This window comes from Arthrobacter sp. Y-9 (assembly GCF_029690065.1).
Taxonomy (GTDB): domain Bacteria; phylum Actinomycetota; class Actinomycetes; order Actinomycetales; family Micrococcaceae; genus Arthrobacter_E.
The window spans coordinates 744,214-767,823 of the sequence record NZ_CP121463.1 but is presented as its reverse complement, the minus strand read 5'-3'; the positions used below and the strand labels follow the sequence as shown (position 1 = coordinate 767,823).

Annotated in this window: 20 protein-coding genes and 2 riboswitches; of the genes, 6 read left to right on the top strand and 14 right to left on the bottom strand. The window is 68.4% G+C overall.

Annotated elements, in window-relative coordinates; translation table 11 throughout:
* Positions 1–59 precede the first annotated feature (59 nt).
* From P9849_RS03420 to P9849_RS03410, 3 genes are all read right to left on the bottom strand, one after another.
* The gene (locus tag P9849_RS03420; protein WP_278268308.1) at positions 60–752 is read right to left on the bottom strand and encodes an NlpC/P60 family protein; all 693 of its coding nucleotides are present in this window, start codon (positions 750–752) and stop codon (positions 60–62) included.
* Positions 753–854: 102 nt separating this feature from the next.
* Positions 855–1,015, bottom strand: a riboswitch (cyclic di-AMP (ydaO/yuaA leader).
* A gap of 136 nt (positions 1,016–1,151) precedes the next feature.
* Positions 1,152–1,973 (bottom strand): M23 family metallopeptidase, encoded by an 822-nt coding sequence (locus P9849_RS03415; RefSeq protein WP_278268307.1) that lies wholly within the window; start codon positions 1,971–1,973, stop codon positions 1,152–1,154.
* Between the two features lie 6 nt (positions 1,974–1,979).
* A riboswitch (cyclic di-AMP (ydaO/yuaA leader) is annotated at positions 1,980–2,219 on the bottom strand.
* Between the two features lie 173 nt (positions 2,220–2,392).
* Positions 2,393–3,088 (bottom strand): metal-dependent transcriptional regulator, encoded by a 696-nt coding sequence (locus P9849_RS03410; protein ID WP_278268306.1) that lies wholly within the window; start codon positions 3,086–3,088, stop codon positions 2,393–2,395.
* 257 nt (positions 3,089–3,345) lie between these two features.
* Here P9849_RS03410 and serC point away from each other — a divergent pair, with 257 nt between their 5' ends.
* Positions 3,346–4,479 carry a phosphoserine transaminase gene (serC, locus tag P9849_RS03405; RefSeq protein WP_278268305.1) on the top strand — a complete coding sequence of 378 codons (1,134 nt, stop codon included), beginning with the start codon at positions 3,346–3,348 and terminating at the stop codon, positions 4,477–4,479.
* A 141-nt stretch (positions 4,480–4,620) separates the two neighbouring features.
* Here the strand turns inward: serC and P9849_RS03400 are convergent, their stop codons facing one another.
* Both P9849_RS03400 and P9849_RS03395 read right to left on the bottom strand, forming a co-directional pair.
* Positions 4,621–5,223: a DUF3027 domain-containing protein gene (locus P9849_RS03400; protein ID WP_278268304.1), complete on the bottom strand. Its 603-nt coding sequence runs from the start codon at positions 5,221–5,223 to the stop codon at positions 4,621–4,623.
* Between the two features lie 3 nt (positions 5,224–5,226).
* A complete protein-coding gene (locus P9849_RS03395) occupies positions 5,227–5,610 on the bottom strand; it encodes a cold shock domain-containing protein (RefSeq protein ID WP_278268303.1) in 384 nt (127 codons plus the stop codon).
* Between the two features lie 204 nt (positions 5,611–5,814).
* Between P9849_RS03395 and P9849_RS03390 the strand changes: the two genes are divergently transcribed.
* From P9849_RS03390 to P9849_RS03380, 3 genes are all read left to right on the top strand, one after another.
* Positions 5,815–6,525, top strand: a complete 711-nt coding sequence (locus tag P9849_RS03390; RefSeq protein ID WP_278268302.1) for a response regulator transcription factor — start codon at positions 5,815–5,817, stop codon at positions 6,523–6,525.
* Position 6,526: 1 nt separating this feature from the next.
* A complete protein-coding gene (locus P9849_RS03385; RefSeq protein ID WP_278268301.1) occupies positions 6,527–7,981 on the top strand; it encodes a HAMP domain-containing sensor histidine kinase in 1,455 nt (484 codons plus the stop codon).
* 177 nt (positions 7,982–8,158) lie between these two features.
* A complete protein-coding gene (locus tag P9849_RS03380) occupies positions 8,159–8,449 on the top strand; it encodes a WXG100 family type VII secretion target (RefSeq protein WP_278268300.1) in 291 nt (96 codons plus the stop codon).
* Between the two features lie 95 nt (positions 8,450–8,544).
* Here P9849_RS03380 and P9849_RS03375 read toward each other — a convergent pair whose 3' ends face one another.
* The 4 genes from P9849_RS03375 to P9849_RS03360 all read right to left on the bottom strand — a co-directional run bounded on the left by P9849_RS03375 (position 8,545) and on the right by P9849_RS03360 (position 13,024).
* Positions 8,545–9,705 (bottom strand): ribonuclease HI family protein, encoded by a 1,161-nt coding sequence (locus P9849_RS03375; protein ID WP_278268299.1) that lies wholly within the window; start codon positions 9,703–9,705, stop codon positions 8,545–8,547.
* A gap of 245 nt (positions 9,706–9,950) precedes the next feature.
* Positions 9,951–11,576 carry a chaperonin GroEL gene (groL, locus tag P9849_RS03370; protein WP_278268298.1) on the bottom strand — a complete coding sequence of 542 codons (1,626 nt, stop codon included), beginning with the start codon at positions 11,574–11,576 and terminating at the stop codon, positions 9,951–9,953.
* Between the two features lie 490 nt (positions 11,577–12,066).
* Positions 12,067–12,660, bottom strand: coding sequence for a LytR C-terminal domain-containing protein (locus P9849_RS03365; RefSeq protein ID WP_278268297.1), 594 nt, complete (start codon positions 12,658–12,660; stop codon positions 12,067–12,069).
* Between the two features lie 40 nt (positions 12,661–12,700).
* Entirely contained in the window at positions 12,701–13,024 is a 324-nt protein-coding gene (locus tag P9849_RS03360) for a DUF3263 domain-containing protein (protein ID WP_278268296.1), read from the bottom strand.
* Positions 13,025–13,100: 76 nt separating this feature from the next.
* On the opposite strand from P9849_RS03360, the gene P9849_RS03355 reads away from it, so the two are divergent.
* Entirely contained in the window at positions 13,101–13,922 is an 822-nt protein-coding gene (locus P9849_RS03355; RefSeq protein WP_278268295.1) for a uracil-DNA glycosylase, read from the top strand.
* Positions 13,923–13,970: 48 nt separating this feature from the next.
* On the top strand, positions 13,971–14,798 hold the full coding sequence (locus tag P9849_RS03350) for a siderophore-interacting protein (protein WP_278268294.1): 828 nt from the start codon (positions 13,971–13,973) through the stop codon (positions 14,796–14,798).
* A 150-nt stretch (positions 14,799–14,948) separates the two neighbouring features.
* On the opposite strand, the gene P9849_RS03345 is transcribed toward P9849_RS03350, so the two are convergent.
* The 5 genes from P9849_RS03345 to gcvP form a co-directional block, all read right to left on the bottom strand.
* Positions 14,949–16,805, bottom strand: coding sequence for a threonine/serine exporter family protein (locus tag P9849_RS03345; protein ID WP_347567913.1), 1,857 nt, complete (start codon positions 16,803–16,805; stop codon positions 14,949–14,951).
* A gap of 34 nt (positions 16,806–16,839) precedes the next feature.
* Positions 16,840–17,913 carry a peptidoglycan bridge formation glycyltransferase FemA/FemB family protein gene (locus P9849_RS03340; RefSeq protein ID WP_278269078.1) on the bottom strand — a complete coding sequence of 358 codons (1,074 nt, stop codon included), beginning with the start codon at positions 17,911–17,913 and terminating at the stop codon, positions 16,840–16,842.
* Positions 17,914–18,124: 211 nt separating this feature from the next.
* Positions 18,125–19,522, bottom strand: coding sequence for an L-serine ammonia-lyase (locus tag P9849_RS03335; protein WP_144628972.1), 1,398 nt, complete (start codon positions 19,520–19,522; stop codon positions 18,125–18,127).
* 12 nt (positions 19,523–19,534) lie between these two features.
* Positions 19,535–20,659, bottom strand: a complete 1,125-nt coding sequence (gene gcvT / locus P9849_RS03330; RefSeq protein ID WP_278268293.1) for a glycine cleavage system aminomethyltransferase GcvT — start codon at positions 20,657–20,659, stop codon at positions 19,535–19,537.
* Positions 20,660–20,692: 33 nt separating this feature from the next.
* Positions 20,693–23,581 carry an aminomethyl-transferring glycine dehydrogenase gene (gene gcvP, locus P9849_RS03325; RefSeq protein ID WP_278268292.1) on the bottom strand — a complete coding sequence of 963 codons (2,889 nt, stop codon included), beginning with the start codon at positions 23,579–23,581 and terminating at the stop codon, positions 20,693–20,695.
* Positions 23,582–23,610: the final 29 nt, after the last annotated feature.

Below are 23,610 nucleotides of genomic sequence, written 5' to 3'. Positions count from 1 at the left end.
ACAGGCGGGGTCCTTCTGACAATCTCCAGCGGGAGAGGCTGGTGGTTCAGACCGTGGTCTTAGCCACCCACGCGGATGAAGACGGGGCCGGAGCCGACGAACGCGTCGTACACCTTGGTGGTGTAGCCGAGGAAGCCGCCGTGCACGGCCTGGCCGTTGCCGATGTAAACGGCCACGTGAGGCACACCGATGCCACCGTCGGCGTAGTAGATGACGTCGCCGGGCTGAGCCTCAGCGGCGGACACCGTGCGGCCCAGGGAAAGGTAACCGGCGGGCCAGTCGTGGAAGTTGATGCCCACGGCACGCAGAGAGTTCGACACCAGAGCGGTGCAGTCCTGGTTGACACCGAGCTGAGCCAGCGCGGCAGCGGCGATAGCGGCGCCCTTGCCCGAGGCGGAAGCGGTGTTGATCGTCTTCGGAGCCGGGGTGGCGGCGGCGACGTTCGAACCGGTGACCTGGGTGTTGGTGTTCGCGGTGTTGTCGGCGACCGGGACGGTCTGGGTCTCAGTGTTGGACTGAGCCTCGACGACGGGGGCCTCGACGACCGGAGCCGGCTCGGTCTTGACCGCGGTGCGGACGAAGCTGAGCTTGGCGGTGGAGGATGCGGCGACGGCCTTCGGAGCAGCCTTGACCTCGAGGGTGGTGGCTGCGGAGGAATCGCGCTGCACGCTGGTCTCAGCGGCGTTGGCGGCGATGCCGCTGGTGAGCACCAGGCCCGAAGCCGCTGCGATCACTGCGGCCTGACGGCCCATGGATCCGGCGTTCGACGAAACGGCCTTGGAGATTTCAAGAAGCGAAGTGGTGGATGCCTGCTTAGCGCGATGGCGCGCAGAGGTAGTGCCAAAAGACAAGGAAAAGCCTCTCCCGATGCCTACGAGGTGAGCTGTCGGATTCGGATGGGAGCCATCCGGCCGTCCGTCGCTTGCGCGATCTGACGACTTAACCCCAAGGCCTTGCACGCAAGGCCAAAATTGGTTCCCCCGCCTCTGCCAGACGAAGTAGTTACGAACGGACCTCGGTTGGTGGCAGAGCTCGGCAATCCAACCCAGGGCTCCCCCTCTTGCGAGGAGGCGCGATCTATAAATTACAGGAGTCCCGGCAGAATGTCACGTTAAGGTTACGGAACATACCGCGAGACCGAGAGATGGCTCTCAGAGCCATCCGGACGGGTCGACGACCTGGCCGTTGACCATCACTTCAAAATGGAGGTGGCAGCCGGTGGAGGCGCCGGTGGTGCCACTGAGCGCCACCACGTCGCCCCGCTGGACGGTCTGTCCGGGCTGCACGGTGAAGGAGCTCAGGTGGTTGTAGGTGGTCTCGAGACCATTGCCGTGATCGACCACGACGCGGTTTCCGCCGCCGGTGTCCACCCAGCCGGCGAACACGACCTTGCCGGCCGCGGCAGCCATGACCTGAGTGCCGCACTGGGCCACGAAGTCCTCGCCGCTGTGGAAGTCGGACGGGCCGCCGAGCGGGTTGATGCGCCAGCCGAACGGCGACGCCTCGGTCAGGGAGGCCAGCGGGGATCCGAGGGAGCCCTTCGCGGTGGCAGGGGTCACCTTGCCGGACTGAGCGCTCATGAGCGCCTTGAGGCGCGCATCAGGGTCCTGGCGGCTGGTGGCCGAGGTGCGGCTGAAGGAGATCTTCGCCCCGGTGGAGGCGGTGACGGGAGCCTGAACGGCGCCAGTGGCGGTGATGCTGGCGGTGGTCTGCGCGCCGTCGCGGCCTGCAGCTTCGGCCAGAGGGCCGGTGCTGGCAGGGAACGCCACGGTCAGGGCGAGGCCGCCTGCCGCGAGCGCGAGACCACCCTTGTGGATCGCGCCGCTCTTCACTGCCAGATCGGCGATCTGCTGCAGAGGACCCTTCCGCTTCGCCTTACGAGGCGTGGCAGGAAGGACGGTCCGCGCGGGACCACCGGCCTGGGCGGCCGGTCCACTCGCGCGACGACGTCCGCGCAGCTTGTCATTGCTCACGTATGCATTCCCTCTCATAGCGCCTTCGAAGTTAGCTGTCGGATTCGGGCCTGAGAGTCAGCTGCCCGGCCTGCGGAGGCACACGGGAATCCAGAGAATCGGCGCGAACCGCATCTGAAAAGTTCCCTGCACCGCCGCGGGCTTCACCCCAAGGCGACCTGATCCAGGCCGCCGAAAGTGGTTCCCCCGCCTCTGCTGTCATGCTTCACACCCTGATTCGCCAGCAGAGCTCGGCGTACGAAACAGGTCACGCTTAGGTTTCAGCGCTGAGACATCACTATACGCGAACGGGCCCAAGAGTAATAAATTCGTTATCTAGTATGTGGATAAACCCCGGCCGGGCGAGAGGAGAGACGAAGAACGCGCCCGCGGGGCCGCGGACGCGTTCTGAGACGTGAAGATGCAGCTCAGCGTGGTGTTCAGCCGAGCGACACGAAGACGTGCGCGGCGACTTCGGGCGGAAGCTCGAGCGCTCCTTCGATGCCGGCCACTCGCACCGCGATGTAATCTCCGGCACGTTCCAGACTGATCGCCGCACCCGGGCGGATCCCGCCCTCATCGAGCTGCTGCAGGAGTTCCGGCTCCACCTGAGCGGGTTCCGCGAGACGACGGACCGTCACGACCGATCCCGGAGAGTACTCGCTCATGGCCTGGACCAGCGTCATCAGGCCGGCCGCGAACGGCTCGCCTTCCAGGCCACCGAGCTGCTCGAGCCCGGGGATCGGGTTGCCATACGGGGAATCGGTCGGGTGACCCAGCAATTCGTAGATGCGGCGCTCCACCCGCTCACTCATGACGTGCTCCCAGCGGCAGGCCTCGTCATGGACGAACGCCCAGTCCAGGCCGATCACATCGGAGAGGAGCCGCTCCGCGAGGCGGTGCTTGCGCATGACCTCGACCGCACGGCGTCGGCCGTGGTCCGTCAGTTCCAGGTGGCGGTCGCCGGTCACCACCACGAGGCCGTCGCGCTCCATGCGGCCGATCGTCTGGGAGACGGTCGGTCCGGAGTGGTGGAGGCGCTCCGCGATCCGGGCACGGAGGGGGACGATCTTCTCCTCTTCCAACTCCAGGATGGTCCGCAGGTACATCTCCGTGGTGTCGATCAGATCAGTCATCCCGTCCTACCCTCACTCGCGTCGTGTGCGCCATGGCGTCCGCGCCCAAGCTTCATGTCGTCAAGCTTAGAACGCCGCCCCCTAGTCTAGCTTATTTGGACTCTCTCTGAATAACGGAGGCGGCAGATGACGCTCCCGGTCTCCGGAATCCGGACCCGCTTGGGAAGAGACACCCGCACTGCGGCAAAATGTCCTCAGGACGGGCGCACCCCGGAAGGACCCGTCCTCTCTGCCACACACCAGAACTGGAGCAATCTGTGAGCGATCAGGCACACCTCACCATCCCCGCCCATCTCCTTCCCAAGGACGGCCGCTTCGGCGCCGGTCCTTCCAAGGTCCGTCCCGAGCAGGTCGAGGCTCTGAGCACCGCCGCCACCTCTCTGCTGGGCACCTCACACCGGCAGGCCCCGGTCAAGAACCTGGTGGGCTCCGTGCGGTCCGGCCTGAAGTCCTTCTTCAACGCCCCGGAGGACTACGAAGTAGTCCTCGGCGTCGGCGGCTCCACGGCCTTCTGGGACATCGCGACGTTCGGTCTCGTGGAGAAGAAAGCCCAGCACCTCTCCTTCGGTGAGTTCGGCTCCAAGTTCGCCTCCGCCACGAAGAAGGCCCCGTTCCTCGAGACCAGCTCCATCATCACGGCCGAGCCCGGCACCCGGCCGGAAGCGGTGGCCGAGGCCGGCGTCGACGTTTACGCCTGGCCCCAGAACGAGACCTCCACGGGCGTCGCCGCCCCCGTGCGCCGGGTGAGCGGCGCCGATGACGGTTCGCTCGTGGTCGTGGACGCGACGTCGGCGGCAGGCGGCCTGGACGTAGACGTCCGCGAGGCGGACGTCTACTACTTCGCCCCGCAGAAGAACTTCGCGTCCGACGGCGGGCTGTGGCTCGCGCTCTTCTCCCCCGCGGCGCTGGAACGCGCGGAGCGGATCGCGGCGAGCGATCGCTGGGTCCCGGACTTCCTGAACCTGAAGACGGCGATCGACAACTCGGTGCTCAACCAGACGTACAACACGCCGTCGCTGTCCACCCTCGTCACGCTGAACGCGCAGGTCGAGTGGCTGAACGCGCAGGGTGGCCTGGACTTCGCCAGCAAGCGCACCGCCGACTCCGCGGACCGCGTCTACTCGTGGGCCGAGGCGAGCGAGTACGCGACGCCGTTCGTCCAGCGTCCCGAGGACCGCTCCAACGTCATCGCCACGATCGACTTCGACGACTCCGTGGACGCCGCCCAGGTCGCCAAGATCCTGCGCGCCAACGGCGTCGTGGACACCGAGCCGTACCGCAAGCTCGGCCGCAACCAGCTGCGCATCGCGACCTTCGTGGCGATCGACCCCGAAGACGTGAGCGCGCTGACCGCCTCCATCGATTACATCGTCGGAGAGCTGCGCAAGTAACAGCGCATCGGGCAGGCACCTTGGAGGGCCGGTCCGACGGGAAACGCCTGTGGGCCTGGAAATCCGGGCCCACAGGCGTTTAAGGACCAGCATTCACAGCCGGCGATCCTGGCCTCGATTTTCATAGCACGGCAGTGCTATTCAGGGCGTCGTCTCGTCGGCGTCTTCTTCGTCATCCTGCTCGGAGCCGCCGTTGGCCTCGGCGGATTCGACGGCGGCCTCCTCCGCGCCAGAGGCGGCGTCGTCCGCGAGGGGCGCGCCGGCGTCGTCGGTGGAGTCTGCGCCCTCGGACGGCACGGCATCCTCAGCCGGCGCCGGGTTCCCGGCGTCCGCCGCTCCCGCGGCCTCCGCCTCCTCGGCCTGCAGCGCCTCGACGTCCTCGGGACGCACCCGCTCGGACCACGGCACCCACGGCGGCGCCAGGACGGCATCATCGCTGGGCAGGAGCCCGATCTCGCTGACCGTCACCACCTTGGAGCGGGAGTTGCGGGTCAGCACGGCGAACCATTGCCAGCCGACGTACCCGGCCAGCCGCGACGCGAACAGGTGGGTGACCACCCGGTCCTCCTCGCGCTTGGCCCCCAGGTGCTCGCCGATCGTGCCGGCGGGGGTGATCGTCTCCAGCTCACGGCGCGCCTGGTCCACTGCCGCAGCGAGCATCGCGTCCGGCTTGCCGGTCTTCCACTGCGGGACGCCCGGCTTGGGGGCGGGGGTGCGAAGGGTGTTCTGACGCTCGGCAGTCATGTCTCAGGCTTCCAGTTGATCTGCGACCTGGCGGAGGGCCGCCGCGATCGCGGCGCCCTTCTTGCCATCCGGGTACTTACCCGAGGAGAGCATCCCGGACAGGTTGTCCAGGACGGTGGAGAGGTCCTGGACCATGGGGGCCAGTTCCTTCGGAGAGGTGCGCTTGGCCTTCGACACGGAGGGGAGCTTGTCCAGGAGCCGGATGCCCATGGCCTGGGCGCCGCGGCGGCCTTCGGCGATGCCGAATTCGATGCGGGTGCCCTTCCGGAGCTCCCCCACGCCGGCGGGCAGCGCGGAAGAGGGCAGGTAGTACTCCTGCCCGTCCTCGGACGCTGCGAAGCCGAAGCCCTTGTCCTTGTCGTACCACTTGACGCTGCCGGTAGGCACTTCTTTACCTCTGTCTGTCTTAGCTTGCGGTCAGGCCATGCCCCACCTGGTTCAACCGGTCTGGGTGGCACGGCTCGCGGTCTGCGTATCCACACTATTTTACCCGGGCATGAACGTTCACCCCGCATGTGTCGCGGACCGCTTCTCCTGCGCATACAGAAATCTTCCAGACAACACTCAGGGTCGGAGCGGAAGATGGAGGACATGAAGACTGAAACGCCTGAAGCCAAACTCCTGGTCGTTGACGACGAACCCAACATCCGGGAACTGCTCTCGACGTCTTTGCGCTTCGCGGGCTTCGAAGTGGTGGCCGCCGCGAACGGCCGGGACGCCCTCGCCAAGGCCGAGAGCGAGTCCCCCGATCTGATCGTCCTGGATGTGATGCTCCCGGACATGGACGGATTCAACGTCACCCGCAAGCTCCGCGCCGCCGGACGCCACATCCCGGTGCTCTTCCTGACCGCCAAAGACGACACCGAGGACAAGGTCAACGGCCTGACCGTCGGCGGGGACGACTACGTCACCAAGCCGTTCAGCCTGGATGAGGTCGTTGCCCGCGTGCGCGCCGTGCTGCGCCGCACGCAGCCGCTGCTCGAGGATGAGGCGATCATCCGCGTCGATGACCTGGAGCTCGACGACGACGCCCACGAGGTGCGCCGCGGCGGGACCACCATCGAGCTGTCCCCCACGGAGTTCAAGCTGCTCCGTTACCTCATGCTGAACCCCAATCGCGTGCTGTCCAAGGCGCAGATCCTCGACCACGTCTGGGAGTACGACTTCAACGGGGACGCCTCGATCGTGGAGTCCTACATCTCCTACCTGCGCCGCAAGATCGACATCGTCCCGGACGCCCCCACGCTGATCCAGACCAAGCGAGGCGTGGGATACGTCCTGCGGACTGCCGAGAAGCGCTGACTTGCTCCGCCGGTGGAAGTCCGCGTCCCTGCGGGCACAGCTGATCGCAACCATCATGGGCCTGTTGCTGGTGGCCCTCGTGACCACCGGCGCAGGCACCATGGCGCTGCTGCACAGCTATCTCCAGTCACAGATCGATGACCGGCTGAGCGTCGCCACCACGAGCATGCAGAAGTACGGCGGGTACGCTCAGTTGACCAGCGGTCTGAGCAGTGTCCCCACCGACTATTCCGTGGTGGTCCTGCGCCCCGGCGCTCCTGTCTACCGGACCGGGGCGAATCAATCGGGCTATCCGGACATCGAGCAGATGAGCCTGGCACAGGCCACCTCGCTGCATCGGAAGCCCTTCGACATCGCGGGCACCACGGGTCACGACTGGCGAGCTGTCGCGGTGCCGTTCGTGGACCAGAGCGGCCACGGGTACGTGGTGGTGGTCGGACTCCCCCTGGCGCCGGTGGACGAGATCATGGAGCACGCCATCCTGGTGGTGGTGGGCGTCGGGTTGCTGACCCTCATCCTGGCGTTCTTCATCGCCACCTGGACGGTCACCCGGTCCTTCCGCCCTCTGGCGCGGGTGGAGCGGACTGCGGCGGCGATCGCCTCGGGCGACCTGTCCCAGCGAGTAGACATCCGCACGCCGCACACCGAGGTCGGGCGACTGGCGACCTCGCTGAACACCATGCTGGCCAACATCGAATCGGCGTTCGCCGCACGCACGGCCTCGGAGCAGCGCATGCGCCGTTTCGCGGCCGACGCCTCCCACGAACTCCGCACCCCGCTGGTGACCATCCGCGGTTTCTCTGAGCTCTACCGCCATGGCGCCCTGCGCACCGACGCCGACGTGGCCACCGCCATGGGCCGGATCGAGAGCGAAGCCAAACGCATGGGGTCCATGGTCGAGGATCTGCTGACCCTCGCCCGCCTCGACGAGCAGCGGCCACTGCAGGAAAAGCCCTTCGATCTGATGCTGCTGGGCAACGACGCCGTGGTGGACACCCGCGCAAGCGCGCCGCAGCGCGAGGTCCGCCTGGTGGGTCTGAACTCCGCCCAGCCCGTCCCGGCTCCCGTGCTGGGTGATGAGGCGAAGATCCGCCAGGTGGTGAGCAACCTGGTCGGCAACGCGCTCCGGTACACCCCGGAGGAATCGGCGCTCGAACTCGCCGTGGGACGCCAGCTGGACGAAGACGGATCCTGGTCCGTGCTGGAAGTCCGCGACCACGGCCCCGGCATCTCCGAGGAGGATCAGGCCCGGATCTTCGAACGCTTCTACCGCGCAGACACCTCACGCACCCGGGAAACCGGCGGCAGCGGCCTGGGGCTCGCGATCGTCGCCGCCATCGTGGGCAGCCACGGCGGGACCGTGCGGATCCTCGACACTCCTGGAGGTGGCGCGACCTTCCAGGTCCGGCTCCCCCATTCCGAGGACGGCGCTCTCTCGGCCGACGTCACGGACTGAGCGCTCCTTGGCACGACACCTTTCCCCGCACGACGACGGCGCGCCCCCACGGCGGGTCTGTGGACGGCGCGCACGGGGCACTGTCCACATAGGCCACTGCGCTCAACCCGCCGGCCACGTGCCTTCCTAGGCTGAAACCAAAGACCCTCCAGGGTCCGTCTCAGCGAAAGGAACACCATGAGCGTCATCTCCGTCGACACCGAACTTCTCCACCTGCAGTCCGGCCGGGTGCGCAGCACGATGGAACGTATCTCCGCGGACATCAGGGCCATGAACCAGGGATTGACCGCCCTGCAAGGCAGCTGGCGGGGGAACGCCTCCGCCAGCTTCCAGTCCCTCGTCACGGAATGGGTCGCCACCCAGAACCGGGTCGAAGCGTCCATGTCAGCCATCACCTCGGCCCTCGCGCAGGCCGCGGCACAGTACCGGGATGTCGAGCTGACGAACGCGCAGCGCTTCGCTCACTGAGCACGGCGCTGCGGCGCGGAACACGGGGGCCATGTGATCCCTGGCGCGGGTTCGGGACGCAGGTCCCGGACTCGGGTCCCTGGCGGGCGGCCTGCTTACTCCGGCGTCCCCTGGTGGAACCGCAGACGCCACGTGCTCTGAGAGGCGGCGTCCTGTGGCCCTGCGTTCTGGCCCGCGGCGCCGCGGCCTCCCGTGCCAGGGGACCCCGTGCCACGGGAGGCCGCGGGCTCGGTCAGGATCCAGAGCGAGCTGCGGAGGACCGTGCGGCCGGCCGACCGCGTCCGGTACTGGAGCAGGATGGTGCTCTCGGTCAGGCGGTAAGCGGACAACGGGGTGATGTCGATCGGCTCGTGATCCTCATCGGCCAGGGCGAGGAGCATTTCGTCGCGGGACCAGGTGCGGCCCGAACTTCCGATCTCCTCGAAGTCGGGATGCAGGATCCGCGCCACCTCGCCGAGGTCGGCACGGACGGACGGCTCCAGAAGGCGCTTCTCCAGTGCGGTCACGGTGGCCACCGCGTCCTGCTGTCCGGCGGAGTCCCGGAAGTCCTCCTCCAGGACAGAGAACAGATCGGGCTCCGCCTCGTCCGCGCCGGACACAGACAAATACGCAGAAGCGGAAGGAGAAGCAGAAGCAGACTGCCGAGCCTGGACCGTCGCACTCGGCGCGGAGCCCGTTGCCGCGTGCGGGTTCTGGGACAAGGCAGAACTTGCCGGTGTGGTGCGAGCGTCGGGGCGTCGGGTGCTCAGGTCTCGGGTTTCCGCGCTCTGGGGCTCAGCAGGTTGAGCACCCGGAAAGCCGGGGCCGGACGGGATCGACTTCCCCCCGCGCTGGTAAGCGGTGGCGACGGCGCGGGCACGGTCGTCGGCAGCCTCATTCAGAGAGTGTCCGGCATGACCCTTCACCCACTCGAAGGCGACGTTCCGGCCCTTGAGGGCAGCGTCGAGTTCCTTGAGCAGATCCACGTTCAGGACGGGCTTGCCGTCCGCCTTGCGCCAGCCCTTGCGCTTCCAGCCCGGCATCCACTTGGTCAGGCAGTTGATGACGTATTGGCTGTCGCACAGGATCTTCAGCGGCTCGTCGGACCGGTGAGCCGTGCTGCGGAGCAGATCCAGCACCGCCATGAGTTCGCCCTGGTTGTTCGTGCCGTGCGGCCAGCCGCCGGCCCTCCAGGTGTCATCGTCGATGTACCAGGCCCACCCCGCGGGTCCAGGATTGCCCAGCGCGGAACCATCTGCAGCAGCCGTAATCGTCACCCGACAATCCTGCCACAAGGCCTCCGTCATCCAGCCTCACACCCGGACGCGGCCGCTGCGGCTTCCGACGTGCGCACAGGCCGCATACACAGTCCTCCAACACCACCCTCAAACGCAGCCCGCCGGCACCGCCTGAGAGACGGCCCTCCACCGCAGCCCTTAAACGCGGCGGCGGGCCGCACCTCGAAAGGTGCGGCCCGCCGTCGTGCGCTGTCCGGTGAGACACCGGCGAGCAGAGCAGGGGATCAGAACCCGCCCATGCCGCCCATCTCGTCGGCGCCGGCGGCCGGAGCGTTCTTCTCCGGCTTGTCGGCCACGACTGCCTCGGTGGTGAGGAACAGACCGGCGATGGAGGCCGCGTTCTGCAGAGCGGAACGGGTCACCTTGACCGGGTCGTTGACGCCGGCGGCCAGCAGGTCCACGTACTCGCCGGTGGCGGCGTTCAGGCCGTGACCGGCAGGCAGGCTGCGGACCTTGTCGGCGACGACGCCCGGCTCGAGGCCTGCGTTGAAGGCGATCTGCTTCAGCGGGGCGTCGATGGCGACCTTGACGATGTTGGCGCCGGTGGCCTCGTCACCCTCGAGCTGCAGGTTGGCGAACGCCTTGGCGCCGGCCTGGATCAGAGCAACGCCACCACCGGCGACGATGCCTTCCTCGACGGCGGCCTTCGCGTTGCGGACGGCGTCCTCGATGCGGTGCTTGCGCTCCTTGAGCTCCACCTCGGTGGCCGCACCGGCCTTGATGACGGCCACGCCGCCGGCCAGCTTCGCCAGGCGCTCCTGGAGCTTCTCGCGGTCGTAGTCCGAGTCGGAGTTCTCGATCTCGGAGCGGATCTGAGCCACGCGGCCGGCGATGGCTTCGGCGTCGCCTGCACCCTCGACGATGGTGGTCTCGTCCTTGGTGACGACGACCTTGCGGGCCTGGCCGAGGTCGGCCAGGGTGGCGGCGTCCAGCTTGAGGCCGATCTCCTCGGAGATGACGTTGCCACCGGTGAGGATGGCGATGTCGGCCAGCTGAGCCTTGCGGCGGTCACCGAAGCCCGGAGCCTTGACGGCGACGGACTTGAAGGTGCCCTTGAGCTTGTTGACGATCAGGGTGGCCAGAGCCTCGCCCTCGACGTCCTCGGCGATGATCAGCAGCGGCTTGTTGGCCTGCATGACCTTCTCCAGGACGGCGACCAGGTCCTTCACGGAGCTGATCTTGGAGTTCACGATGAGGATGTAGGGATCCTCGAGCACGGTCTCCTGGCGCTCTGCGTCGGTGACGAAGTACGCGGAGATGTAGCCCTTGTCGAAGCGCATGCCCTCGGTGAGCTCGAGCTCCAGACCGAAGGTGTTGGACTCCTCGACGGTGATGACGCCTTCCTTGCCCACCTTGTCCAGGGCTTCGGCGATCAGTTCACCGATCTGAGCGTCACCGGCGGAGATGGACGCGGTGGCGGCGATCTCTTCCTTGGTCTCGATCTCCTTGGCGGAGCCGAGCAGTTCCGCGGTGACGGCCTCGACGGCCTTCTCGATGCCGCGCTTCAGGGACAGCGGGTCGGCGCCGGCGGCGACGTTGCGCAGGCCTTCCTTCACGAGAGCCTGAGCCAGCACGGTGGCGGTGGTGGTGCCGTCACCGGCGACGTCGTCAGTCTTCTTGGCGACTTCCTTGACCAGCTCTGCGCCGATCTTCTCGTAGGGATCCTCGAGCTCGATCTCCTTGGCGATGGACACACCATCGTTGGTGATCGTGGGAGCGCCCCACTTCTTCTCGAGCACCACGTTGCGACCACGCGGGCCCAGGGTGACCTTGACGGCGTCGGCGAGGATGTTCAGGCCCCGCTCCAGGCCGCGGCGTGCCTCTTCATCAAATGCAATGATCTTGGCCATGACGGCAAAGGTCCTTTCGGGTCAGTACGTTTCCGGACTGTCGTTGAGGGATGAAGGGTCCTGGCTGCCCAATGCCCGCGACGGACGGCACGGCCCGCCGGCATCCGTACGCCGGCGCACCGGGCCTCATTGAGACCGGGGTTGCCTTCTCTCCGGCGGGCCGGCCATCCTCCGCGGAACGGATTCATTAGCAGTCGGCACTCCGGAGTGCTAACTCCATAATTAGCACTCTCGCCAGGTGAGTGCAAGGCGTTCACGCCAGCGGCGAAACCTCGGGACCGCGTCGCTCCACACCATCCGGCAGGGCCCGACGGCCCCGGGTCCTGCGGAAGCAGCGTGTGACCTGCCCCGGCATCCACGAACCGCGCGCCGGGAGTGCCGAGAGCGGCACACGCACGCCGGGAGCCGCTCAACGCGGCCGGTCACGCGACAGCAGTGGGAAAGGCCCGGCCGATGATCCCCGGTGGGGACGACCGGCGGAAGGGGTCGGTTAGCCGGCACCCGGACCCAGGACCACGGCGAGCGGGTCCTGGAGGTTCGAGGCCAGTTCGACCCGGGCGATCCCCAGGGCGCCGGCCAGCTCGGTCGCGGACGCCTTGAGGCTCTCGGCGCTGTAGAAGACCACCGAACTCGGCTGCGCCACGCCCTGCCAGTTGCCGACGGGTCCCAGGGTCCAGCCGGCGGCCGTGACCTTGGCGCCGTAGCCGGCCGCGAGGCCCGGAGTCGTGGTGCCGTTGTACACGGACACGGGGCGTGACTTGTCCACGGCGGCCGTGGTCGTGGGCGGAGCGGACGGGGTGGTCGCGCTCGGCGAAGCGGACGGAGCGGAAGGCTTCGCCGACGGCTTGGCGGACGGTTTCGCCGAAGCGCTCGAGGAGGCGGACGGTGAGGCCTTGGCCTCGGCGCGGACTCCCATGGACGGGAAGGCGAAGTAGGCCACGAGGCCGATCAGGAGGGAGACGACGCCGGTCGCCAGCAGGGGACGCAGCGCGGCGCCGGCGGAGGCCCTGGCGACACGGTGCACCCCGCGGCGTTCGGTGCCTTCCGGCACATCATCGAATTCGTCCCGGGCGTATTTGGTCATCGAGGCGCGTCCTCACGGAGTGGCAGGTGGTCCTACAGGTTCACGCGCCGTTGCCCAGGCGACGAGCAGTCCTGGCCCGGTGGCGCGACGTACGTAGTCTACGCAATCTCTTGACGAGCATGGGGTCATGCGCCAGAGCGGCCTGGCTGTCGATGACCTGATTGAGCTGCTGGTAGTAATGCGTGGCGGAGAGATCGAACAGCTCACGAATGGCCTGTTCCTTGGCTCCCGAGTACTTCCACCAGGACCGTTCGAACTCGAGGATCCGCTGGTCACGCTCCGACAATCCCGGAGTCGGCTGCGACCCCTCCGGGAATCCAGGGTGGGCCGGAACACCATCCGGCGACACTGCTGCCTCGGCCATGTTTCCTCCCTTCACCGTGCGTCCTTTCCATGATAGATCCGAAATCACAACGATGTCATTTGGCACAATCAAGGGCATGGACCAGCGCAGCCCCGCCCCCAGCCCCTTCGGTTCTCAGGAGGCCTTCGCCTTCCCCGGAGAGGAGACCGGCCCGGGCGACGTTGCGGGCGGAAGCGGCTCCTTCCGTCAACTGGCCGACGGCGGCTGGGACGGCCTCGTGGAGAGCGGCGCCCTGCACCCGAGCTGGGCCGAGGCTCTCGCGGAGGAGGGTCCCGTGGTCGGCGAAGTGATCCGCCGGCTCGCGATCGAGGAGGAACACGGCTCACGGATCCTCCCCCCGGCGCCGGCGCTCTTCACGGCCTTCCGGCGCCCGCTCGATGCCGTGAAGGTTCTGATCCTGGGCCAGGACCCCTATCCGACGCCGGGTCACGCCATGGGGCTGTCCTTCTCGGTGGCCCCGGACTGCCGTCCGGTGCCCCGCAGCCTGGGCAACATCTTCCGGGAGCTCCACGACGACCTGGGCCTCCCCACGCCGGTCCACGGCGATCTGAGCCGGTGGGCCGACCAGGGCGTCCTCCTCCTGAACCGGGTGCTCAGCGTCGAGGCCGGGAACGCCGGCTCGCATCGCCGGCGCGGCTGGGAGGAGTTCACGACGGCGGCGATCCGGGCCGTCGTCGTGCGCAGGACTCCGGACGGGAAGCGTCTCCCCCTCGTGGCGGTCCTCTGGGGCCGCGACGCCGAGAGCGTCACCCCCTTGCTGGACGGCTGCCCGACGGTCAGCAGCGCCCATCCCAGCCCTCTCTCTGCCTCGCGCGGCTTCTTCGGTTCGCGGCCCTTCAGCAAGGTCAACGAGCTGCTCGCCGAGCAAGGGGCCGAACCTGTCGACTGGAGCCTCTGAGCCCGGATCGAGGCGGGCCCTGACGGGTCATTAGGGTAGGCTCACCTCATGACTGAAACCCCCGCGCGCCGCCCGTCGAAGCCCTGGTGCACCCTCGAGGTGCTCCGTACCGAACGGGTCAGCGAACACATGGTGCGGGTGCATGCGGGAGGCCCGGGATTCGCCGGTTTCGTCCTGAACGACTACACGGACCGCTACGTCAAGATCGCCTTCCCCCGCCCCGGCGTGACCTACCCGGATCCGTTCGACCCGGCCTGGGCGCAGGAGAACCTCTCCCCCGCGGAACAGCCCGTGACCCGGACCTACACGATCCGTCACGTGGACCTGGACGCACAGGAACTGTCGATCGACTTCGTGGTGCACGGCGACGAGGGGCTCGCGGGTCCGTGGGCGGCCCGCGCGGTCCCCGGCGACCGGTTCACCTTCCGCGGACCGGGCGGCGGCTACTCCCCCAGCCCCGACGCCGACTGGCACCTCCTGCTGGGTGACGATTCGGCGCTGCCCGCCGTCTCGGCAGCCCTGGAAGCCCTGCCGGCCGACGCGCGCGGCCTGGCCCTGATCGAAGTGGACACCGAAGCCGATGTCCAGGAGCTCACGGTGCCCGCCGGCGTCGAGCTCTCCTGGCAGTTCCGCCGCGGCGTGCCCGCCGGCGAGAGCACGGTGCTGGTCGACGCCGTCTCCGCGGCCGCGTTCCCGGAGGGCAAGGTCCAGGCGTTCGTGCACGGGGAGCGCGGGCTGGTCAAGGCATTGCGCGACGAACTGATCAAGAGGCGCGGCCTGGACCGCAAGGACCTGTCGATCTCCGGGTACTGGGCGTACGGCAGGGTCGAAGATCAGTTCCAGGCCGAGAAGAAGACGGAGATCGGCAAGATCTGACATCCCACCCTGATCGACTGCTCCATAGGACGCCGAAAACCCCCGGATTCCGGGGGTTTTCGGCCTTTAACGGTGGGCCCACACCGGCGAGGGCCCCGGGGTGAGGCACGAGCCCTGGGAGCAGGTGGGGACAGTCAATGAGTGGAGGGATCAGCGGCGGCGGGTCCTGCGGCGCTCGTTGCTGGACAGTCCCGACGTCAGCGGCCGGGCGAGACTGTCGCCGAGCACGATGCCCGCGGCGATCCCCAGCACCACGGCCACCGCATTAAGCATGCCGCCCGCGCCGTTGAGGAAGTCGTCCCCGTTGATCGTGAGGGTGTACATGGACCGGAAGATCCGCAGACCCGGCAAGAGGATGAGCGCCGCAGGGACGGCGACCACCAGCTGAGGGGCGCCCATCCGCAGGGCCACCACGCGGGCCAGGAATCCGATCACCACGGCCGAGACCGCGGGACCCATGCGGTCCCCCACTCCGATCTGGCCGACGCCCAGCAGCACGAAGTACCCGATGATCCCCACCGCCATGGTCGGGAGCACGAGCCGCACGGGCGACTGCTCCGTCACGGTGATCGCCACGAGGGACACGGCCACCAGAACCACCTGGAACCAGAAGTCGTACGCCGGCGGGAAGGTCGCGGTGACGTTGATGTCCGGCATGCCGGTGAGGTTCCCGGCCACGAACGCGACACCGATGCCGGACACGATTGCCCCGAACGTCAGCATGGCCGAGAGCAGACGCCCGGCGGCAGTCACCGGGAAGCCGTTGATCGCATCCTGCACCGCGGAGACGAGCCGACCCGTGGGCAGCAGGAGCAGGATGCCGCCCGCCACCACGATCGACGGCGCGATGTTGGCCCCGAACCGCCAGAGCAGCAGGGCCAGGAACGTCACGAAGAAGGACGACGCCGCCGTCGCGTAGAAGTCCGGGACGCGCCAGCGAGCGAGCTGGCGGGACACGAGGTCGACCACGAGCGAGGAGACGAACGCGATCGACGAGGCCAGGAGGCCGCCGCCCAGCACGCCGACGAAGGCCGCGGCGAACACGCCGAAGGCCAGGGTGACCATCCAGCGTGCGAAGGGCTTGGGCCTCTTGAGGATCTCATCAAGCCGCTTGTTGGCCTCCTTGCGGCTCACGCCACCCGCAGCGATGTCCGAGACGAGCTGGTGCACCTCGGACAGTCCGGCATAGTTGCTGGTCCAGGACCGCACCACGCGCAGGAGCGTGATGGGGGTCTGGTCCTTCGGGGCGTAGTTGATGGACACCGACTGGTTGGTGATATCCACCTCGACGTTCTTCAGCCCCAGCGCCGCCGTGACCGCGATGATGCTGGTCTCGACCTCGAGGGCGCCGGCGCCGTACCGGAACATCGTCTCGGCCAGGCGGAGCGCGAAGTCGATGGTCTTGCGCGCGGACTCGTCGACGCCGCCCACCCGGATGGTCGGGTTGGCGTACGGGCTGCCGGCCAGCCGGTCCACGATGCTCAGCGGAGCCGTCGGGGGCTGTTCGCCGCGCACGAGGTTCCGCAGCATGCGCTTGGCCGACGTGGTGGCGCGCAACTCAGCCGGGGTCAGCGGCTCGGTCTTGGGCAGACCGTCCGTGGTCGGCCGGGACTGTGCGGCCGGGGACTTTCCGGGCTTCGTTCCGGACCGTGCGGGGCCGGGCGTGCGGCCAGGAGTCCGGCCGGGCGTGCGGGGCGAGGAGGCGCCCGCGGCGGGCCGCGCCGGGACGGGGACCGGGATGCGTCCCGTGCCGGCGCTCTGCACAGGTGCGTTCGGCACAGGGGCGTTCGACACGGGCACACGCGGCATCGGGCCTGCGGCGTCCAGGGGGCGGTCCGTTCGCGGGCCGGACGACGACGTCGCGCCCTCCCCGGACTGCGCCGCGCCCTGGGCGGGGCGCGGGTCGGCGGCGGGCGGCTGTGCGCCGTCGTCGCCGTGCTGCGTGCTCTTCGCGGCGGACGTCGTCCTGGCGTCCGGATCGCTGCGGTGCGGCTCTCTGGCGTTCATGAGGACTCCCTGCGCTTCGGTGCCGCGGTGCGGCTCAGTAGAACTGCTGGCCGGTGCGACGGGTGTGGATCTGGCGGACCACCCGTTCACCGATCCTTGCCCACACTGTGTACTTCAGGGGGCTGAGCACTTGGTCATAACATCCCACGAAGTCCGTGACAGTCTTCGAGAAGCTGGTCTTGAACAAGCCGAGCCCGTAGTGCGGGTGCTCCGGATCCTTGATGCTCGCCGCGGGCGGGGTGCCGCACAGGTCGTATTCGGTGCAGCCGAGGGCCTTCATGTCGTTCATGGCCTGCCACTGGACCAGGTGCGAATCACCGTACTGGTTCCGCTTCTGCAGCGATCCGCCGTCCTTGTACGTGCCCTTGTGGCCGTAGTTGATGACGAAGGCTCCCACCGAAGGCACACCGTTTTCGTGGACGAAATACAGGTGGCCCTGCCCGCGCTCCATGAAGCCGCCCCAGAAGCGGCGGAAGTAGTCGTACTCGCGGGGCCGGACGGTGGCCTTGGTCTCGAGGGTGCCGTTCATGAGTGAGTACATCGCGCGGAAGTCCTCCTCCGTGGCCTGGCCCTTGCGGACCTCGACGCCCTCGCGGAGGGCACGGCGGACCGCGTTGCGGCCGCGGGAGGAGAAGCTCTTGAGGATGTCCTCGGTCTCCGGCGAGATGTCCAGGATGACCGTGTGGTCGTTGGGCTGCAGGTTCGGCATCTTCAGCGCGCCCAGGCCGTTGAGGACGGCGCGCGAGGTGTCGGTGGCCACGATGTCCGGTTCGATCTTGATGGCGAAGACTCCGAGGCGCTCACGCTTCACGAACTCGGCGTTGGCGGTGAAGATCCCCGGGAGATCCTGGACTCCGGAGACGTCCGGGCCCTTGATCATGTACCAGTAGCGGCCCAGGAGCGGGATGCGCTTCTCCAGCACCAGGTTGTAGCTGCTGTACTCCGCGCACTCGTGGACCACGTGCCGGATGTCCCAGCCGTAGTGCTTCTTGACCGACGCGTAGGCCTCGGACTGCAGCAGATTGCCGCCGTTCGGGTTGGCCGTGACCAGCTCGTCCCAGCGCGCGATCTCATCGTCGGTGGCAAAGCGGGCGGTGAAGGTTCGCAAGGTCACGGCTTCCAATCCTGAAGTGGCTGAACGGCTGTCGTCAGTCTATCCGGCGGCCCCTGTCCGGATGCTGTGGAACGGGTCTCAGAGCGCCGTCCGGAACGCCACAGGGCGGCGGGGATCCGCCCCCCTGTGGCCGCCCCGGAGCCTTGGTCGGCTCAGAGGTGATCTTGCTCCCAGGCGTGTCCCGGGAACGCCTGGGAAGGCGTCCTCAGCACTCCACGACGTTGACGGCGAGTCCGCCCAGCGCCGTCTCTTTGTACTTGGTGGACATGTCCTTGCCGGTCTCCCGCATCGTGATGATGACCTCGTCCAGCGAGACGCGGTGCGTGCCGTCGCCCCAGAGGGCCATCTTGGTGGCGTTGATGGCCTTCGCCGCGGCGATGGCGTTGCGCTCGATGCAGGGCACCTGGACCAGGCCGCCGATGGGATCGCAGGTCAGACCCAGGTTGTGTTCCATCGCGATCTCCGCCGCGTTCTCCACTTGTGCGGGGGTGCCGCCCATGACCTCGGCGAGTCCCGCGGCCGCCATGGAGGAGGCCGACCCGACCTCGCCCTGGCAGCCGACCTCGGCGCCGGAGATGGAGGCCTGCTCCTTGTAGAGCACGCCGACAGCGCCTGCGGCGAGCAGGAACCTGACCACCACGTCGTCCTTGTCCTGCTGCGTGGCGTTCTCCATGCCGGGAGCGTAGTTCAGCGCGTAGTAGAGCACGGCCGGGATGATGCCCGCGGCGCCGTTGGTGGGCGCTGTGACGACGCGGCCGCCGCTCGCGTTCTCCTCGTTGACCGCCAGGGCCACGAGATTGACCCACTCCTGCCAGTACTTGGGGTCGCGGTCCTTGTCCTCCTTGAGGAGGCGATCATGCCAGTCGGGAGCGCGACGGCGGACGTTCAGGCCGCCGGGCAGCAGGCCTTCGCGGTGGATGCTCTTCTCGACGCACGCCTCCATGACGGCCCAGATCTTGAGCAGGCCCTCGCGGATCTCCTCCTCCGTCCGGCTCGCCTTCTCATTGATGAGCATGATGTCGGAGATCCCGAGGCCCTTGCTGTGGCAGCGGCCGAGCAGCTCGGCGGCCGTGCGGAACGGCAGCGGAAGCTCCTTCTTGGACTCTTCCAGCTCCTGCTTGGCCTGCTGCTCCTCGCCCTCGCGGACGATGAATCCGCCGCCCACGGAGAAGAAGGTGGCCTCGTGGAGGATCTCTCCGTCGGCGTCCTTCACGGCGAACTTCATGCCGTTGGTGTGGCGCGGGAGCACGGTCAGCGGGTGCTGGATCATGTCCGCGACGCCGTACTCGAGGCGCACCTCACCGGCGAAGGTGACGGTGCCGCTCTCCTCGATCGCGGCGAGCCGCTCCTCCACCTCTTCCGGCAGGATGCGGTCCGGGTAGTAGCCCTCCAGGCCGAGGAGCACGGCGGTGAAGGTGCCGTGCCCCCGGCCGGTGGCTGCGAGGGAGCCGTAGAGGTCGACGCCGAGGCCCGCCACGCGGGGCAGCAGGCCGGCGTCGCGCACCTCCTGGGCGAAGACCGCGGCCGCCAGCATCGGCCCCACGGTATGGGAGCTGGACGGGCCCACGCCGATCTTGAAGAGCTCAAAAACACCAACGGCCACGGTTCTTACCGCCTAACGCTCACGCTTGTAGAAGGGCAGGGAGACCACTTCGAACGGTTCCGCCTTGCCGCGCAGATCGATGTCCAGCGCGGTGCCCGGTTCAGTGTAAGCCACATCCACGTAGGCCAGAGCCACCGGATATCCGAGGGTCGGGCTGGGCTGGCCGGAGGTGACCTCGCCCACCACGACGCCGTCCTTCAGGACGTCGTAGTGGCTGCGGCCGGCGCGGCGTCCCAAGCCCTTCAGGCCCACCAGGCGGCGGCCCGAGGTGGTCCCCACGCCGTTCTCCTTGGCGGCTTCGAGGGCGGCGCGGCCGACGAAATCGCCGTCCTTGCTCTTGAGCGCGACCACGGGGCCGAGGCCCGCGGCGAAGGGGGTGCCTTCCCGGGAGAGCTCGTTGCCGTAGAGCGGCATGCCGGCCTCGAGGCGGAGCGAGTCACGCGACGCCAGACCGGCCGGCACCAGGCCGTGGCCCTCGCCGGCGGCCAGGAGCGCCTGCCACAGGGCCGGAGCGGACTCGTTGGCCACGAAGATCTCGAAGCCGTCCTCGCCCGTGTAGCCCGTGCGGGCCAGCAGGAGGGACTCCCCATTGATGGTGACCTCGACGGCCGCGTAGTACTTCAGACCGGTGACGGTCTCGTGCTCGTCCTCCGGCACCAGGGTGAGGAGGATGGCCTCCGCGTTCGGGCCCTGGACCGCGATGAGGGAGGTCTCGGCCGAGGCGTTCGTGACAGTGACGTCGAAGCCCTCCGCACGCTGCTGGAGCTCCTCGGCCACGACGGGGGCGTTGCCCGCGTTCGGCACCACGAGGAACTTGTCCTCGCCGCGGCGGTAGACGATGAGGTCGTCGATGATCCCGCCGTCCTCCTGGCAGATCAGCGAGTACTTCGCCTTGCCCTCCGCGATCGCGGACAGCTTGCCTACCAGGGCGTGGTCCAGGAAGGCGCCCGCGCCGGGGCCCTCCACCCAGACCTCACCCATGTGGGAGAGGTCGAAGAGGCCGGCCGCCTGGCGGACGGCGTGGTGTTCCGCCAGCTCGGAACCGTACTTGAGCGGCATCTGCCAGCCGCCGAAGTCGGTGAACGAGGCGCCCAGTTTCTCGTGCTCGGCGTACAGGGCTGTGTGGTTCTCAGTCATGGAGTGGATGTCCTTCGGTCCTGTGCGGCGGATTCAGTTCTCGAACGCTTCGATGGGCGGGCAGGAGCAGACCAGGTTGCGGTCGCCCGAGGCGCCATCGATGCGTCCCACCGGCGGGAAGTACTTGTCCTGGCCGTGAGCGTGACCGGAGTGGTCCGGGCGGGCCGGGAAGGCGGCCTGCTCGCGGCTGTAGGAACGATCCCACTCCGACGTCACGACGGCGGACGCCGTGTGCGGGGCGTGGCGCAGCGGGCTGTCCTCGACGCTGAAGTCACCGTTGCGGACCTGCTCGATCTCGCCGCGGATGACGATCATGGCATCGATGAAGCGGTCCAGCTCACCCAGGTCCTCGGACTCGGTGGGCTCCACCATCAGGGTGCCGGCCACCGGGAACGCCAGGGTCGGCGCGTGGAAACCGAAGTCGATGAGGCGCTTGGCCACGTCCTCCGCGGTGACGCCGGTGTCGGCGGTCAGCTGACGGAGGTCCAGGATGCACTCGTGGGCCACGAGGCCGCCTTCGCCGGTGTAGAGGACCGGGAAGTGCTCGTCGAGGCGCTTGGCCACGTAGTTGGCGGCCAGCAGGGCGGACTTGGTGGCCTCGGTGAGGCCGTCGCCGCCCATGAGGCGGATGTAGGCCCAGGAGATGGGCAGGACGCCGGCCGAGCCGAAGCGGCTCGCGGAGATCGGGGCGCCGCCGGCGCCGTTGGCCGGGTCGGCTGCGTTGCCGGGCATGAACGGCGCCAGGTGGGCGCGGGCCGCGACCGGTCCGACGCCGGGGCCGCCACCGCCGTGCGGGATGCAGAACGTCTTGTGGAGGTTCAGGTGGGAGACGTCGCCGCCGAACTTGCCGGGCTGGGCGAGGCCGACGAGCGCGTTCAGGTTCGCGCCGTCGATGTAGACCTGGCCACCCGCCTCGTGCACGGCGTCGCAGATGTAGCGCACATCGGCGTCGTAGACACCGTGGGTGGACGGGTAGGTGATCATGATGGCGGCGATCGCGTCGCGGTGCGCCTCGATCTTGGCCTTGAGGTCCTCGTGGTCGATCGTGCCGTCGGGCGCGGTGGCCACGACGACGACCTTCATGCCGGCCAGGACGGCCGAGGCCGCGTTGGTGCCGTGAGCCGACGCCGGGATGAGGCAGATGTCGCGCTGCACATCGCCGCGGGAGTGGTGGTAGCCGCGGATGGCCAGGAGGCCGGCCAGCTCGCCCTGCGAACCGGCGTTCGGCTGGATGGAGACCTGGTCGTAGCCGGTGATCTCGGCGAGATCGGCTTCGAGGCCGTCGATCAGCTCACGCCAGCCGGCGGTCTGGGAGTCCGGGGCGAACGGGTGGATGGAGGCGAACTCCGGCCAGGAGATGGCTTCCATCTCGGCGGTCGCGTTGAGCTTCATGGTGCAGGAGCCCAGCGGGATCATGGTGCGGTCCAGTGCCAGGTCGCGGTCCGAGAGGCGGCGGATGTAGCGCAGCATCTGGGTCTCGGAACGGTGCGTGTTGAACACCGGGTGCGTCATGAACTCGGTGTTGCGGCGCAGGGCCAGCGGGTACTCCGCGCCGGAGGTCTCCACGGCGGAGGCGTCCGCGCCGAAGAAGGACGCGACGGCGGCGACCGTCTCCGGCGTCGTGGTCTCGTCGAAGGAGACGCCCAGGGTGTCCGCGTCGATCGCGCGGAGGTTGTAGCCGGCTTCCTCGGCGGCGGCGAGGATCGCGGCGGCGCGGCCCGGGACGATGACCGTCACGGTGTCGAAGAATTCGGTGTTCGCGGTCTGCACACCGGCGGCGCGCAGGGCGGCGTCGAAGCGTGCGGCGTGCGCGCGGACCTGGGAGGCGATGGCCTTCAGGCCGTCGGGGCCGTGGAAGACGCCGTACATCGAGGCGACGATCGCCAGCAGCGCCTGCGCGGTGCAGATGTTGGAGGTGGCCTTCTCGCGGCGGATGTGCTGCTCGCGGGTCTGAAGGGCCAGACGGTAGGCCGGGGTGCCGGCGTCGTCCTTGGAGACGCCGACCAGACGGCCCGGCAGGGAGCGCTCGAGGCCCTTGCGGACGGCCATGTACGCGGCGTGCGGGCCGCCGAAGAACAGCGGGACGCCGAAGCGCTGGGCGCTGCCGACGGCGATGTCCGCGCCCTGCTCGCCCGGAGGGGTGATGAGGGTGAGGGAGAGCAGGTCGGCGGCGACGGTGACCATGGCGCCGCGTTCCTTGGCGGCGGCGATGACCGGCGCGTGGTCGAAGACCTTGCCGGAGACGCCGGGCTGCTGCAGCACGATGCCGTTGATGGCGCCTTCCGGAAGGCCGGCGGACAGGTCCGCGACCTCGACCTCGAAGCCGAGGGCCTCGGCGCGGCCCTTCACGAGGGCGATGGTCTGCGGGAGGAGGTCGGCGTCGAGCACGGTCTTGCCGTCGGCGGCTTCCTTCGCCTTGTTCGCGCGGCGCATGAGCAGGACGGCCTCGACGACGGCGGTGCCTTCGTCCAGCAGGGAGGCGTTCGCGATGGGCAGGCCGACGAGGTCCTGGACCATGGTCTGGAAGTTCAGGAGCGCTTCGAGACGGCCCTGGGAGATCTCGGGCTGGTACGGGGTGTACGCGGTGTACCAGGCCGGCGCCTCGAGGATGTTCCGGCGGATCACGGCGGGCGTGACGGTGTCGTAGTAGCCCTGGCCGATGAGCTGGACGGCGGTCTTGTTGAGCGAGGCCAGGCGGCGCAGCTCGGCGAGGACCTCGACCTCGGAAAGTGCCGGGCGCAGCGTGAGCGGGGTGGGCTGCTTGATGTCATCCGGGACCGCGGTGTTGACCAGGGCGTCGACCGAGCTGTAGCCCACGGCCTGCAGCATGGTGTCGATCTCGGTCTGACGGCGTGAGCCGATGTGGCGGTCCACGAAGCTGCCGGACTTCGCCAGATCAAGGACGGCGGAGGGATTCGTCACGAAGGAACTCCAGTGCTTGGCCGGCGAAT

What these genes read in the sequence shown, in the direction of transcription:
- P9849_RS03420 (WP_278268308.1), bottom strand. Translation starts at nt 752, where the DNA reads ATGGGCCGTCAGGCCGCAGTGATCGCAGCGGCTTCGGGCCTGGTGCTC.
- P9849_RS03410 (WP_278268306.1), bottom strand. Translation starts at nt 3,088, where the DNA reads ATGACTGATCTGATCGACACCACGGAGATGTACCTGCGGACCATCCTG.
- P9849_RS03400 (WP_278268304.1), bottom strand. Translation starts at nt 5,223, where the DNA reads ATGACTGCCGAGCGTCAGAACACCCTTCGCACCCCCGCCCCCAAGCCG.
- P9849_RS03390 (WP_278268302.1), top strand. Translation starts at nt 5,815, where the DNA reads ATGAAGACTGAAACGCCTGAAGCCAAACTCCTGGTCGTTGACGACGAA.
- P9849_RS03380 (WP_278268300.1), top strand. Translation starts at nt 8,159, where the DNA reads ATGAGCGTCATCTCCGTCGACACCGAACTTCTCCACCTGCAGTCCGGC.
- groL (WP_278268298.1), bottom strand. Translation starts at nt 11,576, where the DNA reads ATGGCCAAGATCATTGCATTTGATGAAGAGGCACGCCGCGGCCTGGAG.
- P9849_RS03365 (WP_278268297.1), bottom strand. Translation starts at nt 12,660, where the DNA reads ATGACCAAATACGCCCGGGACGAATTCGATGATGTGCCGGAAGGCACC.
- P9849_RS03360 (WP_278268296.1), bottom strand. Translation starts at nt 13,024, where the DNA reads ATGGCCGAGGCAGCAGTGTCGCCGGATGGTGTTCCGGCCCACCCTGGA.
- P9849_RS03355 (WP_278268295.1), top strand. Translation starts at nt 13,101, where the DNA reads ATGGACCAGCGCAGCCCCGCCCCCAGCCCCTTCGGTTCTCAGGAGGCC.
- P9849_RS03350 (WP_278268294.1), top strand. Translation starts at nt 13,971, where the DNA reads ATGACTGAAACCCCCGCGCGCCGCCCGTCGAAGCCCTGGTGCACCCTC.
- P9849_RS03345 (WP_347567913.1), bottom strand. Translation starts at nt 16,805, where the DNA reads ATGAACGCCAGAGAGCCGCACCGCAGCGATCCGGACGCCAGGACGACG.
- gcvT (WP_278268293.1), bottom strand. Translation starts at nt 20,659, where the DNA reads ATGACTGAGAACCACACAGCCCTGTACGCCGAGCACGAGAAACTGGGC.